Origin of the sequence: Catenulispora pinistramenti (genome assembly GCF_018274385.1) — a bacterium.
GTDB classification, from domain to species: Bacteria; Actinomycetota; Actinomycetes; order Streptomycetales; family Catenulisporaceae; genus Catenulispora; species Catenulispora pinistramenti.
On sequence record NZ_JAAFYZ010000020.1, the window covers coordinates 47,556 to 61,819 of the forward strand.

The 14,264-nt window shown below is 65.8% G+C and carries 11 protein-coding genes and 1 pseudogene; 7 read left to right on the forward strand and 5 right to left on the reverse strand.

The window, feature by feature from the left end; genetic code table 11:
* Positions 1–155: 155 nt before the first annotated feature.
* From KGQ19_RS08620 to KGQ19_RS08630, 4 genes and pseudogenes are all read left to right on the forward strand, one after another.
* Positions 156–698, forward strand: a complete 543-nt coding sequence (locus KGQ19_RS08620; RefSeq protein ID WP_268907761.1) for a transposase family protein — start codon at positions 156–158, stop codon at positions 696–698.
* 10 nt (positions 699–708) lie between these two features.
* Positions 709–882 (forward strand): annotated as a pseudogene (locus KGQ19_RS53390) (transposase); the annotation flags it as partial.
* Between the two features lie 235 nt (positions 883–1,117).
* Positions 1,118–1,375: a hypothetical protein gene (locus KGQ19_RS49415; RefSeq protein ID WP_228554304.1), complete on the forward strand. Its 258-nt coding sequence runs from the start codon at positions 1,118–1,120 to the stop codon at positions 1,373–1,375.
* 60 nt (positions 1,376–1,435) lie between these two features.
* Positions 1,436–1,687: a transposase gene (locus tag KGQ19_RS08630; protein WP_194893276.1), complete on the forward strand. Its 252-nt coding sequence runs from the start codon at positions 1,436–1,438 to the stop codon at positions 1,685–1,687.
* A gap of 255 nt (positions 1,688–1,942) precedes the next feature.
* On the opposite strand, the gene KGQ19_RS08635 is transcribed toward KGQ19_RS08630, so the two are convergent.
* Complete coding sequence (locus tag KGQ19_RS08635) at positions 1,943–2,626, reverse strand: hypothetical protein (protein ID WP_194893717.1); 684 nt, start codon at positions 2,624–2,626, stop codon at positions 1,943–1,945.
* The gene (locus tag KGQ19_RS08640; RefSeq protein WP_194893718.1) at positions 2,623–3,252 is read right to left on the reverse strand and encodes an RNA polymerase sigma factor; all 630 of its coding nucleotides are present in this window, start codon (positions 3,250–3,252) and stop codon (positions 2,623–2,625) included. The genes KGQ19_RS08635 and KGQ19_RS08640 overlap by 4 nt, the downstream gene beginning before the upstream one ends.
* 321 nt (positions 3,253–3,573) lie before the next feature.
* Here KGQ19_RS08640 and KGQ19_RS08645 point away from each other — a divergent pair, with 321 nt between their 5' ends.
* Positions 3,574–3,810: a hypothetical protein gene (locus tag KGQ19_RS08645; RefSeq protein ID WP_194893719.1), complete on the forward strand. Its 237-nt coding sequence runs from the start codon at positions 3,574–3,576 to the stop codon at positions 3,808–3,810.
* A gap of 61 nt (positions 3,811–3,871) precedes the next feature.
* Here KGQ19_RS08645 and KGQ19_RS51795 read toward each other — a convergent pair whose 3' ends face one another.
* Complete coding sequence (locus KGQ19_RS51795; protein ID WP_212008555.1) at positions 3,872–6,013, reverse strand: ATP-binding protein; 2,142 nt, start codon at positions 6,011–6,013, stop codon at positions 3,872–3,874.
* 261 nt (positions 6,014–6,274) lie between these two features.
* Positions 6,275–7,300: a hypothetical protein gene (locus tag KGQ19_RS08655; RefSeq protein WP_230418370.1), complete on the reverse strand. Its 1,026-nt coding sequence runs from the start codon at positions 7,298–7,300 to the stop codon at positions 6,275–6,277.
* Between the two features lie 321 nt (positions 7,301–7,621).
* Between KGQ19_RS08655 and KGQ19_RS08660 the strand changes: the two genes are divergently transcribed.
* Both KGQ19_RS08660 and KGQ19_RS08665 read left to right on the forward strand, forming a co-directional pair.
* On the forward strand, positions 7,622–8,176 hold the full coding sequence (locus KGQ19_RS08660) for a flavoprotein (protein WP_212008556.1): 555 nt from the start codon (positions 7,622–7,624) through the stop codon (positions 8,174–8,176).
* Between the two features lie 223 nt (positions 8,177–8,399).
* Entirely contained in the window at positions 8,400–9,290 is an 891-nt protein-coding gene (locus tag KGQ19_RS08665) for a helix-turn-helix domain-containing protein (RefSeq protein WP_194893723.1), read from the forward strand.
* Positions 9,291–9,293: 3 nt separating this feature from the next.
* On the opposite strand, the gene mobF is transcribed toward KGQ19_RS08665, so the two are convergent.
* Entirely contained in the window at positions 9,294–13,871 is a 4,578-nt protein-coding gene (mobF, locus tag KGQ19_RS08670; RefSeq protein ID WP_194893724.1) for a MobF family relaxase, read from the reverse strand.
* Positions 13,872–14,264 lie beyond the last annotated feature (393 nt).

The following is a 14,264-nucleotide window of genomic DNA, read 5'->3' on the forward strand; positions in this document are numbered from 1 at the left end:
AACGGATCTGGCCCACATTCAGTGATCGAACTGGCTACATGGGGTGGGCGCGCCTGCCAATATGACGTCGGCGGTCATCACAGACTATTGATTTACTCTTGCCGCACCTAGCGTTCGTGCAGGTAGAGAGCATAGATCGCCGCGACGGCATCGTGATGCTCGGCACGTGCGCGGTAGGCCCGACGGCGACTTGTCCACGATGCGGAGCGAGGTCGGAGCGGGTTCACAGCCATTACCGGCGGCGTCTGGGGGACCTGCCGATCGGCGCGCAGCCGGTGATCGTCGAGCTGACCGTGCGCCGGTTCTTCTGCGACGGACCATGTCCTCTGCGCACGTTCGCCGAGCGGGTCGGGGTCCTGACCTCACGCTATGCCCGTCGCAGTATTCCGGCGGCTGGCCTGGTCACGCAGCTGGGGCTGATGTTGGCCGGTCGGCCGGCGGCCCGGATGGTTGCGGTGTTCGGTCTGCCGGTCGGGCGGAACACGCTGATCCGCGCGGTGCGGGCGCTTGCGGACCCACCGATCGGCGCGGTCGAAGTGCTCGGTGTTGACGACTTCGCCATCCGGCGCGGCCGGGTCTACGGCACGATCGGGCTGGACATGGCCGACCACCGGCCGATAGACCTGTTCGAGGGACGCGAGGCTGACGACCTGGCCGCACGGCTCGAAGCACACCCCGGCGTAGAGGTCGTGCCGTGACCGTGGCGGCGCCTACGCCGACGGCGCCCGGCGCGGCGCGCCGGAAGCGATCCAGGTCGCCGACCGGTTCCACTTGTGGAAGAACCTCGGCGAGCATGTGAAGAAGACCGTCACCGCACACTACGGCTGTCTGTGCCAGGCCTCGGACGACGTGCTGCGGGATGCGCGACAGGCGTGGGAGCAGCGGCCCGATGCCGAGCAGCTGGCCGCGGCCGCCGCCGCTCGGCGCATCGACGAAACGGTGATCGCCGGAGCGGATCGGGCGCACCTTCGCCGAGGTCCAGGAGCTGAAGGCCGCTGGGCTGGGCATCCGGCGGATCAAACGCGCGACCGGGCTGGCCAAGGGCACCATCGCGCGTTACCGCCATGCCGAGACCGTCGAGGAACTCCTGGTCGCCACACGCACCGGCAAGTCGAGCGTGCTGGACGAGTACAAGCCCTACATCCACGAGCGCTTCAACGCCGGCGTCACCAACATCAAGCAGATATGGACCGAGATCCACGAGATGGGCTGCTCTGCCGCCTACGGCACGCTGCGGGACTACATGAAGCCGTTCCGCCAGGTCGGTGTCGCGCCGCCGGGCAGGCCCGCAGCGCCGGAGGTCGGCGAGGCGACGACGTGGCTGCTGACCCGTCCCGACAATCTCGATGGGGACGAGGCGGTGAAACTCAAGTAGGTCAAGGCCGCGTGCCCGCACTTGGAGGCGACGGCGAAGATTGTCGGGCGGTTCGCCCACATGCTCACCGAGCTGGAAGGCGGCAAACTCGAAGCCTGGCTGGCCGACGTTGAGGCCAGCGGCCTGCCGCAGCTGAAGACGTTCGCCAACGGCATCCGCCACGACCGCGACGCCGTCATCAACGGACTTACCCTCGAACACAATTCCGGTGCTGTGGAAGGAGTCATGGACCGACTGAAGGTCTACAAACAGCAAATGTACGGCCGCGCGGACTTCGACCTACTCCGCAAACGGGTCCTGCTGAGCTCTTGACCAGTTCGATCACTGAATGTGGGGCAGATCCAGATCCGAATGAAACCGCCGCAGACAGGCGACGTGACCGTGCCGGAGGCCTGCTCCATGAATATCGGCAGGTCGTATAGGTTGTCGGCACCCTCAGCATACTGCACATGGCGCCGTGCAGCGCCGCGCCAGAGAACTGATTCGAGCGGCGCGACCGCATCCGGCAACCGGATGCGGTCGCGCCGCCGCGTGGCGCCGGCCGGCGCCACGCGTGAGGGTGTGCTGTCAGTGCCCTGCGTACATCGATATCGGTGCCGTGTCGGTGGGAATGATCGGATTCGGCACCGGATGGACGGGCGTGATCACCAGAAAGTCGTGGTGCATCGGGTCGCCGGTCCCGAATCCGAGCAGATCCAACTGGCCGTTGGCGACGGAGGTGGAGTAGTCGCCGTTGCTTTGCCGGAAGGCCACGCTGATGCTGTCCCCGATGTGTATTTTGACGTTCTTCACCTGGTCGGGGCTTATCGCGGTGACCGTGGCTTCGACCCCGAGCTTGGACAGGTCGGCCTGGAACTCGGCCGGGTTCACGGCCGCGCTGGCGTGGAAGACGATGTGCACACTGTTGTCGCCAACCACCTTGGTCAGGCTGTATGCCACGGTGCTGATCTGGTCGCCGGCGACGGTGTCGTCGCCGGGGGTGGTGCTCGTCGCGACCGCGTGGCCGGCGGCGGAGTGGCTTTCGTGGGTGGCGACGGCGGCGAACGCCCCGACGGCGGCCGCGGAGACGGCGACCGACGTGGCCACACGGACCGCCAGGCGGCGTGGCTGGTTGCGGCGGTTCATGGACGTCCAGCTGGTCATCAAGTGCTCCTCACGGAGGTGTCGGCGGCCGGGCAGGAAGTCACGGTCGGGGGGCACCGGGAGCATCTGGCGCAGGGCGCGCAGGTCGTCATCGGGGTTCCCGGTCATCGTGATCTCCTGTTCGTGGGCCGGACCGCATCGGTGCGGTCATCCGGTAGCTGTCTGTCTGGGCGGGCTGGGTTCCCGGTTTGGGCGAGAGTTTTTTCAGCGAGCTGGTCCAGGCGCCGCCGGGCCCGCGATAGGCGGGAGCGGACCGTGCCCACCGGCACGCCCAGCGCGGCGGCCGCGGCCGCGTAGTCCAGGCCGGCCCATACGCACAGCGACAGCACCTCGCGGTCGGTACGCCGCAGCCCGGCCAGGACCTGTTTGACCACGGCGATGCGTTCCTGGTCGTCCAGCCTCTCGACCATCTCGTCGGCCAGGTCGGGGACCAGTTCGGGCGTGGGGATCTTCTGCATGAGCCGGTGGTGGCGCCACGCCGCGCGCCGGCGCTGGTGCATGACGTTGGTGGCGATGCCCAGCAGCCAGGGCAGCAGGCTGCCACCGTGGGGGTCGGCCCTGCCGCGCAACCGCCACGCTTCCAGGAACGTCAGCGACGTGCAGTCCTCGGCGACCGACCAGTCGCCGCTCAACCGGAGGCAGTGGTTGTACACAGACCTGCCGTGTTTTCGGAACAGCTCGGCGAACGCGCCTTCGTCACCAGCCCGTATCCGGGCCCGGAATTCGTCGTCCATGCCATGGCCTGTCGTTTCGGCCGGGTGTGGTTCCCGTGATGTGCGTCACACCCGCGGTGGTCATCCGCAACAGATCATCAAACCCGGACACGGACCGCTGTGCCACGGTCGATGCCGCTCGACGGTGGCACAGCGGTCCGAAGCCGAATCGGGAACTCCGCCGTGATCCCTGTAGTACCTCTGAAACTTGGCCACTGGTATCGTGACCTGGGATTTTAGGAGGCTTTCTGGTACTCGTTGATCAGTCCTGCGAGGACTGTTTTGCGACGTATCCGCTGTGCGGGTATTGGAAACGGGACGACGTTTGGAGCATCGTCGGGGGTGCAGGTGGCGTTCGCCAAAGATGAGCATCCGGTCGGCGCGGACGGTGCGTACGAAGCGTTCGGCGATGGCGTTCATCCGCGGGGCCTGCGGCGCGGTGAGCAAGGTTTCGACGCCGATGGAGGCGAAGACGGCGTCGAACGCGGCGGTGAATTTGGCGTCGCGGTCACGGATGAGTCGGGTGAAACGGTGCCCCGTGTCTTGCAGGCCACCCAGGGTGCAGATGATGCTCAGTGAGTTCGCTACCCAGCCATCGCGCGCATCTTTGACCTGTGACGATGCACTCGCGCTGTGCCGATCACTGCACCGAGGAGCGTCGCTTGGGCCTGCGATTGCCCGGTTCGCCACGGTTTCGCGGGACCGCGCTACCTGCGAACTCACTGAGCATCATCTGCACCCGTGCCTCGTCCAGGCGGCCGGCTGCATGCAGTGCGTCCCCGAGGGCGGCCAGGGCGAGCCCTTCGAAGTACCTGCTGGAGACTTCGTCACGGGTGGCGATTTCCAGTGCCCGTGTGGCGTAAGCAACGCCGTCATCAGGGCGGTGGAGTTCCGTGGCAGTACCTGACATCTCCACCAGGACGCCGAACTGCTGGGCGACGTCGCTTCCGGCTTGGTGGGCGGCGAGGGCGGCCTCGAACGCGACCATAGCGGCTTCGCCGTAGCCGCGGGCCCGGGCCGTGCGACCCAGGCCCTCGGCAGGCAGGATGGCAAGCTGCTCGAGTCCATTGTGGTGGCACAGCGTGAGCGAGGTGTGGAACGCTTCGTCGGCCTGGTCGAGACGACCAGCGGCCAGGCACAGATAGCCGAGCAGATTCTGTACCCAGGCCTGACCGTGGACATCGTTCGACGTCTGGTACTGGTCGAGGGCTGTGCGGTAGTGCTCCGAGGCCTCGTCGTATTTGCCTCTCTGTTTGCAGGCCATCCCGTGAAAGGCCATGAGGGCGGCGTAGCCCGCAGGGTCGCCATCCCGTTCGGCGCAGGTCGTCCCCAGGCGAATCAACGTCAACCAGTCGTCGAAGTGGCCGATGTGGGCGTACGCGAAGCTCAGCGCCGCAACGACTTGCCATGCGAAGCGGTATTCGCCGTTGGAGTCGGCCAAGCTCACCACGGCTATCAAATCCGCGCGTTCGTTCTGGAACCACGACAGCGCGTCTCGGTAGGAGGCGAAGGCAGGCTGCGCGATTTCGGACTGCCGTACGTCCACCGTGACGTGAACCGCGCTTTGTTCGTAAGGCGCGATGGACCGTAGCTGCGCAGCGCATTCCAGATACCAATTCAGCAGGCGTCTGACTGCCGTGTGGCGTTCCTGCAGTGGTTCCTCGGCTGCCTTCTCGGCCGCGAAACCGTGCAGCAGATCGTGGGTACGGTAGCGGTCTGGTCCTACACGGCGTACGAGTGTGACGGCCTCCAGATCATCCAAAGCTTGGGCTACATCTCGGCGGATGAGCCCAGTTAACGCCACGGCAGCTCCGATGCTGAACTCCGGCGAGGGGAACCAACCCAGTCGGCGGAACACCTGCTGGGCCGTTTCGTCAAGATCGTCGTAAGACGCGCTGAATGCCTTTGACACGGCTATGTCTCCTGCGCTGAGCGTCCGCCATCGGGTCGTGGGGTCTCGGAGGGTGTCGACAAGATCCGGCAACGGAGTCAACGGCCGGTTTCTCGCCCGCTCGGAGAAGATGCGGATAGCCAGCGGTAGCGATCCACACAGCCTGGATGCTTCCTCGATACTGGAGCCGTCCGTCACGGCGCGCTCGCTGCCGACAATCGCTCTGATCATCGCGATCGCCTCAGCTGCTGGGAAGACGTCGATGCCGTACCGGACGACGCTCTCTTGGAGCCCGAGCCCGTCCATGAGGCTTCGAGACGTGACCACCACGCGAGACGTGCCGGCCCCTGGCAGTAGCGGCCGGACCTGCTCGGCCGCGACTGCGTTGTCCAGAACGATCAGGATCCGGCGTTCTGCTAGAACCGAACGGAACAGCGCCGAACGGGCGTCTAGAGAGTCTGGCAGTTCGCCTGCTGGAATGCCGACTGCGGGTAGGAACTTGCCGAGGATGGCATAGGGGTCACCTGGTGGCTGGGTTGTGAACCCGCCGAGGTTGGCGTAGAGGTGCCCGTCCGGAAAATGGCTCTTGACTCGGTGCGCCCACTTGATGGCCAAGGCTGTCTTGCCGACGCCGGCCGTTCCAGCGATCAGGCAGACAAGCTTGTCTGATTCTAGAAAGCCATTCAGTTTGGCGAGATCGCTCTTGCGATTTTGGAAGTCGCCAAGGTCTGCCGGGATAGCCAAGGGCCTTCGAGGCATGGCGTGGGTAACATGGTAGTGATTGATGGTGTCGCCGAACGACAGCGAACTGCCCTTGATGTCCCGTGCAGATGCTGTGCGGTGGTTCCGGCCGGATACCTCTGCGTGCGTTCCATGTGCGCCCTCGTGCACCACGTCCCCCTGTCGGCCGGTAGGGGCGAGTATATGAGAGTTCGTACGAACAACGGAACAGGGCAGGATGGTTTCGCGTGTCTGGGCGGCGGCGCACCTCGTGTCTGCCGTGACTGCGGCGGCCACCGTGACCAAGGCGGCCGTTGAAACTGCGCCCTGTGTCTGCCCATCGATCGATGCCGGGAGCAATCGCGACGGGTGGACTTGGCGTTTGTCAATCATCGGCCCGGGCGACGGTCTCTCAATGTTGACAATGCGGCCCTATGCGATGTCGAGTAGTCGGGCGAGCTGTGAGAGCTGCGACGCCGGGTCGGTCCGGCAAGCGCGGACTTGGGCTAGGACAAGGTCCCGGGCATCTGGGCTGTAGAGAATGGTCTCTCGGGACTCGGCGATGGAAGCGAGCAGCGCTGGGAGTACTCGTGCCCCGTCGCCGGCCTGGTGGTGGCTGCGTGCGACGTCGATGAAGTGCTGAGCGCGGCGATTGGTCGATGGAATCTCGCTGGGATCGAGGCTCGCGGCTCTATCGGTGGCCACGGTCGCGTTGCCGGTCTCGACATCCAGGACGACGCCATAGACCGCTACGTTCGCGTTGCTGAACTGTGTGTGTGGGTGCTGATACCCGTGGGGCAACCGTCCCGCGATCGTGGCTGCTTCATCCCAGTACCGCCATGCATCGGCAGGCTGGCGGGCGCGTGCCGCGCCAATCGCGGCGAACAGCATCAGCGAGCCCCGCAATGCCGTCGAGCGTGGGGTCGTCGCGACTGGAAGGCGCTCTCTCGCGCACAGCGCGATTTCTGACGCCTCGCCCGGCTCGCCAGCGGCGAGGGAAGTCATGGCGGAGGCCCACCCCGCGAGTGCCAACAGTTCGGGATTGTCGGCCTGGTCCGCGGCCAAGAGTGCGCGATCAGTACATCGCGTGGCGAGTGCCGGGGCGGTGACGCAGAATGCGAATCGTTGCGCTAGTAGATACACGTGTGTGAGCAGTTTGTGCGCTGCTCGCCGTTCGTTGTCCGGCGCCGAGCGGGCTAGCACGATCGAGTCAGTGAGAAGGTCGGGCAGCAGGGCACCAAGAGCCATGTATTGGGCTCGTGATACTCGCCATGCCGTCCACGCATGTTGAACGCGTTCCTGTAGCGACTCCACAGTGCACCGAGGGCCGTCGGCGGCCGGCGCGAGGACGGCCAGGCTCAATGCGAGGCGTACTTCAGCGACCGCAGGATGCTCGGGCACTCCGGTTGTGCGGAGAGGACGCAGGTCGAACCCGACAAGCATCGAGGCGTCGCTCATACCGAGTGCGTGTGCCAGGTTGCTCAAATTGGACAGCCGCTCAGCGCCCCGTCCCTCGACTTCAAGAAGTCGGAGCCATTCCTCAGATCGACCGACGAGCTCGGCTAGTGCCCTGCGTGACATGCCGTGTCTTTGCCGGTGCCAACTCACTCGTTCGCCAGTCGTGAGTGGGTCAGCGCTACGCTTTTCGGACGACGGCATCGGACACCACCCGGGGCATGGATAACGGTAAGTGGTACCGATGTTACGATGCGCGACGTCCGCCCCGGAACCCTCGTGCCCTGTTTTTCTTTACGGCCGTGCGGTTGGAAGGATACTGTCTTGCTCGAAAAGCCCGTTCTCTACGCCATCGGTTGTGGTGGCTACCCGTCGGAGTTCATGCCGGAGCTCGTACGGCACGCACAGGGTGAGGGATGGGACGTCTGTGTGATCGGGACCCGTATGGGGATGCGGTTTCTTGATACCGAGTTGCTCCGAGAGCTAACCGGATATCCCGTTCGTGACGACTATAAGAATCCTAATGAACCTGACGTCCTGCCGGATGCGGATGCGTTCGTGGTAGCGCCCGCGACATTCAACACCGTCAACAAAGTAGCCGGCGGTATCTCTGACAACTTGGCCCTTGGCCTGGTCAATGAAGCAATCGGCATGGGGAAGCCTGTCATCCTGGCACCTTGGCCGAACCAGGAGCTGGTCAAGCATCCGGCGTTTCCTCGAAGCGTCGAGCTGCTTGCGGAGGCCGGCGTACGCTTCGTGCTCGACCGGGCCGCCCTTCCACTTCCTGCATCAGGCAGGCCGGGGGCTGCCACGTTCCCGTGGGCTCAGGTCTATTCCGCGCTCGCGGTCGCGAGGGACGAGGTCCTGTCGAGTCGCTGAACGTGCTCCCGGCCGACCCGTGCGACATCACGTTCGATGGTCGGCCGGGCTTGAGCCTCTTCATGCGATCGGGTGAAATCTCAGCGTGCTTCCTTGAAGCAGCGCGGTTAGCTGCGACTAAAGGTGCTTGGCGGGTAGTATCTTCGGCAGCTGAGAAAGAAGATACCCCGGCCGGTGCTACCAACACCGCCGGGGCGTGGCACCAGGAGTAAAGGGCTCCCGAATGCGTATCCATCGTAGCGCGCGAGTGCGCTTTTTCACGACGTTGGGCAACGAAGTCCTTCGAGACAGCCGCTTGAGCTTCTGTGCTCGCGGCATCCTCGCCTACCTGCTCTCGCAACCTGACGGGAAGCGCGACGACATCCGGACGTTGGCGGAACGGACACCGGAGGGACGGGAGCGCGTAGCTTCTGCGATGCGGGAGTTGGAGAGGCATGGCTATCTCAAGAGGACGAAGAAGCGTACGTCCGAAGGGCACATCTACACCGAGGTAGAGGTGTTCGACGGTCCAGGCGGGCCGTCGTCCCAGCTCAGCCCGGAGACCGAGCTTCCGGCCTCCGGTGGGCCGACTACCGGTCCAGACGGCGATCAACCCGTGAAAGATCGGGGGAAAGAACCCACCCACCCGGCGCCTTCTGCGGAGGACGGAGAAGACGGGCGGGAGGGGGAATGCGACGAGGAGACGAGAGCGAGCGTCGAGCTGCTTGCCCGCGTGGCACGTACGGAGCCGCAGCTGTCAGTGGGGCGGGCCGACGTGGTGCGCCTCGCGCCGCTGGTGACGGAGTGGCGGCGGCGTGGTGCCTCAGAGCTTCACGTCGTGGGCTCGCTGACGTCTGGCCTGCCGCGGGCCGGGGTGTATCACCCGGCGCGGTTCATCGAGACGCGGCTGATCGCGAAGATGCCAGTGGAGCGGTGCGCCGCACCGGAGCGGTTGGAGTGCGGCGGGTGCGGCATTCCTGTTCCTGCTGCTGGCCTTTGCCGATCCTGCCGGGAAGCTCGGCCGACGGAGGTCGGGGCTGCAACGGAAGATCACGTGCTCGCCCGAGGCGTGGCGATGGCCCGTGCCGCCCTGCGTGGCCTGTCGCTGGACGTCGGGAAGCCCGCCTTGGCATGAGCCTCACTGCCCGGGCCTGGGCCCGCGTTGTGGGTTCGGCGGGATCCGGGGCGGGGGCTGCCCGTCGGGGTTTGGCGTGTGCTTCGGTGCCTCAGATCTGCGGACTCTGGGCGCCGGTTGCTGACTTGTATGGACCGGCTGAGTGCGGTGCAGCTTTGCCCGACCGCGAGCACTCGGAGGCCTCGGACCCCGTCGTCCGGCGGGGTCGGACTCTGGAACGTCCAGGTGCCCATTCTCGGCCAGGATGGCTGCGAGTTGGTGGAGGTAGACGGGCTGATCTGCGTCGACAGAGGGCTCGCGTACGTCGCCGAGCCAGTCTTGGCCGAGTCGTTTGGCGAGTTCGACGCCGATGCGGTTCTGCTCTTCGACGCCCAGGGTCCGGTAGTGGTCAGCCGCCAGCCTCCCCCAGGCCGGATTGGCATCCGGGCGCGCCCCGCGTAGCGCCAGGAGGGATGCGGCGGCCACCCAGTAGGCGCGGTGGCCGACCCGTCCGCTCTCGGGGTATGGACCGAGGGGGTGGTCTGGGTCGTCGTCGGCGACTCGGTACTGGTCGCGGTAGGCGGCTATGACGGCGAGGTGACTTAGCCAGACCTCGCGGCTGGCCGGATCGGTGGGTTCCGCGGTGAGGCACGCGGTCCACGCTGGTCTTTCGGATGCGGTCGTCTGTGCTAGCTGGCCAACGCGACGACGGATCAGCTCGGCCCGGGTGTCCAGGTATGGCTGCCACTGTAGGTCGGCACCGCGCCGTATGGTGCGCAGCCAAGGAGGAAGAAGCGGATCCTCGGCGCGATGAGCAGCGACCTGCAACCGCGCAGCCAACGACGCCAGCGTGATCCGACCTGGTCGGGTCTCGGCGGACTCAAGGGCGTCGGCGAGAGCAGCGGCGGGTTCAGTGCCGGCCTGTTCCAACTGCGTCAGCGCACGCGTGATTCGTCGCCATATAGAGCGCGAATTGTTGCTCGTGCCAGCGGTTTGCGCGTCAAGGTAGTGGTGGACGGCGAGGGCGACAGCCTGGCAGACCGAGGTCCCAGCGCGGAACGTTCTCTGATCGATCACGGCGTCGAGCGACGTGGTGGGGTCGAGCCCGAGGGCGTCCGCGCGCCGCAGAGCAAGTACCAGCGTCGGCCACGCGGCGTCCTCGCGAGCCTGGTTTGCACGGACGGATCCAAGCACCGCGCTCACTGCGTCCTCGTAGAACTGCTCGTGGTCGTCATAAGAGTGGGCTCGCGGGACAGAGACGGTCGACGAGCGGGTTGGCCCGGCGTCAGCCGCCAACGTGGGGGCGAGCTCGCCCAGCAACAAGCGGTAGCGAATCTCGTCGGCGGCGTCGGCCACCGGTGTCGGCTCCGCATCTATCACTCGGCGCAGACGCCACGAGATGACTTGAGCCAGGGACTCCGCAGTGTGCAGCTCGCGGCGGCGCACCGTGGTGTTGAGGAGAGCTGGAACGTCCCATCCCGCAGCATCGGCGTCGCGCAGAGCTCGCAGCACGGCGTGCCATGCCGAGTCGCTGGTGATCTCCTCGGCAACGTCGGGCAGTACTCTCTCGACCATCTGCCGGTAGTGGGCGTCGGTGGCCACGTCGAGCGCGTGGTCGTACCGGGGCACGAGGCCGGACAGAGATTCGGCTTCGGCGAACGAGGTCCGGATCTGCTCGGTCGCGGAGAGCTCCGCGGTTTCGCGGGCGACCACATGCTCGAGGATTTCGCGAGCGGCATAGGCATCCTGGTCGAACTTCACAGCGTCCACGTGTTCGTCCTCATCCAGGCTCGCGAGCTCGTGGGTGGCGACGTACAAGACCGTCCCTTGGCGGGCGCGGGAGACGATGACGTAGAAGTTCTCCCGTCCCATCTCTTCGGTGATGAGAGCGTGGCAGGCGTCCACGGTTGAGCCCTGGGCGCGGTGTGCGGTGGTGGCGTAGAGCAGTTCGACGTTGGTTGCGACGTACCCCGGCGGGAGCAGCACCTGGCCGCGATGCTCCAAGTGCTGGACGGTCAAGGCGCCGTTTTCGTGGCGCTCGACTACCTCCCAGGCATCGCCGTTCTTCACGAAGTCGCGCACCCCGGAGCGGAGCCGCCGGTCGTTGTCCCGGGTGACGATGAGGTCCCGGGCCCCTGCGAGGTTGCCGTCGTGGAGACGCACGCCTTCGGCCTCGACCTGCCTCGCGGCGACTCGATCGGCTCGCGCTCGGGCGCACAGCTCGGCGACGTTCGCGTTGGACGTGGCGACCATCAGTGCTTTGCGCCCGGCCAGCATGTCCGCTTTCCAGCCTGCGTACGCCTGCTCGGTCATGCCCTGGCGGGAGCCGTGCCGAATCCGTCCCGCGTCCTGATAGAAGTCGAGCCCGGCCGCGTCGCCGACGCGGATCTTGAGTGTTGCCTCGGCCTCGATCGGGTCGGCGAAGCGGTAGAGCGTGGACAGCTCCACAGCCCCGCACTCGTTGGCTATGAGCCTCAGCGCGCCACCCGACTCCACGGCACCGAGCTGGCGGTAGTCGCCCAACAGGCGCACGACCGCACCGCGTTCGGCCGCGATGGTCACGAGCCGATCGAGGTTCATAGTGCCGGCCATGCCGGCCTCGTCGACCAAGACGACGTCGCCCGGGTTCAGGGCGAAGAACCCGACCTCACGCGGCACGTTCTGCCCTCGTGCTAACGCTTCGGCGTGTGGCCCCTTAGTCCATTCCCACAGGAACTTGTGCAGGTTCTCGGCATCGGCCCCCAAGTCCGCGGCCAGCACGCTTGCCGCGGACGCGGAGGTGGCCAGCGGCACGAGTCGCTTCTCGCCAGCATCGATCACCTCCGACAGGGCCTTCATAGCCGTGGTCTTTCCGGCTCCGCCCGGGCCGATTCCCGCCATTAGAAGTCGTCCGTCGCACGCAAATGCCTTCACCAGCGCACGCTGGCCTGGGTCGAGACTTTCGCCGGTCCGGTGTTCATGGTCGGCCACCACCAAGTCGGTGGTCTGCCCGTCCACCGCGACCGCTGTCTGATACTTGGCGGCCTCGACCAGCCGGGCCTCGGCCTCCAATACGGCTTGGCTGGTGTACCGCTCGGCGCCGTGTTGCGTGAACACCGACGATCCGTCCGATCGGCGCAGTGCGGTCGGCTCGGCCACCGATTCCGGCGGTTCGGTGGAGATCGACCACGTGGAGAGCGCCGCGTCCACGACCGCCGAGACCGCAATTTCCTGCTCAGTCGGAGTCGTGAACCGCGTTCCTCGCAGTTCTCGTTGCACCTGCGCCAGGACGCTCCAGCGGGTCCATGTCGCGTGCTGTTCCTGTACTTCGGCCACGACTCGGCCGGCAAGTTCTGCGACGTCCAGCTGGGCGCAGTTGATCGGCTTCGACTTGCGCCTGCCGCCTATGGGGACGATCGCCGTCACCTTGGTGAGGGCCTTCGAACCGAAGGTCTCTGCCAGGTCGGCGCGCCACTCATCTCGCATCTTTGACCACGCTCGCGGAGGCTTCTTGCCATTGCGGGTCGCCAACGTCGCTTGTTGGGCGAGCTCGTGAGCCGCTGGCAGCGACGGATCACGCCCATGCGTGGCGCGAAACTCGTCCACCAGCCGCTTGTACTCTGCCTCGATGTCGGAGCGCCGGCGGGTGAAGTGCGACAGTACTCTCGACGGGAAGTCCTTGATCTCGCGCACCGGCTCGCGCTTGTCCAGGGTGTCTGGTCGGGGCTCGAATTCGAGCCCGAGGCGGGCGTGTAGTTCGTTTTCCAGCACCGTGTTGTAGAGCTCGGAGGCAGCCACAGTGATGCGGTAGAAGCTGCGGGCGTCGAGTGCCTGCCACTTTCCGTTGGTCCCCAAGACTTTGCTGGAAACCGCGACATGGGAGTGGAGGTTCGGCTCGCCCAACCGGTTGTCCGCATGGTCGAAAACGGCGGCGATCAGGCCGTGAGTCTCGATCTGGGCCTGGCCCGAGGAGCCCGTGCGGGTGAGCGCGGCATTCTCTTCCAGCAGCTTCAGTGCGGTGTCTCGGGCGGCGTAGTGGGACTGCTCGATCGCGTCGCGTACCCATGGGCGCGGATCGAGACCCCAGAGCCGGGAGACCGAAGAAACCGGGGTGAACACGAGGTCGAAGCCAGCCACGGCCCGCCGCTGGCGTCGCGCCTCCTCCCGACGGATCTTCTTCTCCTCCGCTGCGGTTGGGGCACGGCCGACCTCGGTGCGGATTGCCTCCAACCGGCCTGATACTCGCTCGTCGAACGGCTCAAGATGCTTGTAGTCGGGGAACGGGCGGCCGAGGCGTGCTGCCTTCAGCGCCAGCTGGTTGACCTTCTCCAGCTGTCCTTCCGACATGCCGGCTTCGACGTGCTCGCGCTGGTAGTCGGCGATGATGTTCGCGGCGTTCGGGTGCAAACCCTGACCGAACAGGGCCGTCATCTGCTGCTCGGACACCTGCCCGGCCAACCCCAAGTCGGTCAGTCCCGAACCCATCCAGATCCCCGGTGGATTGCCGGTCTCGGTGTAATACCTCGCTGCGGCCTTGCCCCGTTCAGGACTGGTGTCTCCTGCGGCTACCTGCCTGGTCAGGTAGGTGTAGCCGTCGCCAGCGGTGATCTTGTGGATCGTCATCACGACCGGATCACCGTCCTTCGCGGGCGGCTGCGTCGGCTAGTCCCGCGTAGCGAACCCATGCTCAGATTGTCTGCAAAAGGTGTGTTAGCAGAAATATAGGGCATTCTGTTCACGTGGGCTAACGCCGCGATGTCTATGCACTGGTTAGAGATAGTTTGCACGTGATCTTGCGCAGGTCAGATTGATCTTGCGCCAACGGTGTGGGATCGCATGGCCGAGGCAGGGGGTCGGCTGACGACTTCCGCCATGAGCTCGGCGGGGTACGTGCCGAGGCAGACTCCCCGTCTCGAACCGGGCGGCTTTCGGGCGCACATTTGTGCGGCGCTTGATCTGATGAACCACGAGCCGGGCACTTCAGTCCGGAGCTGTCCTGTCAGGTTTGTCAGGGCG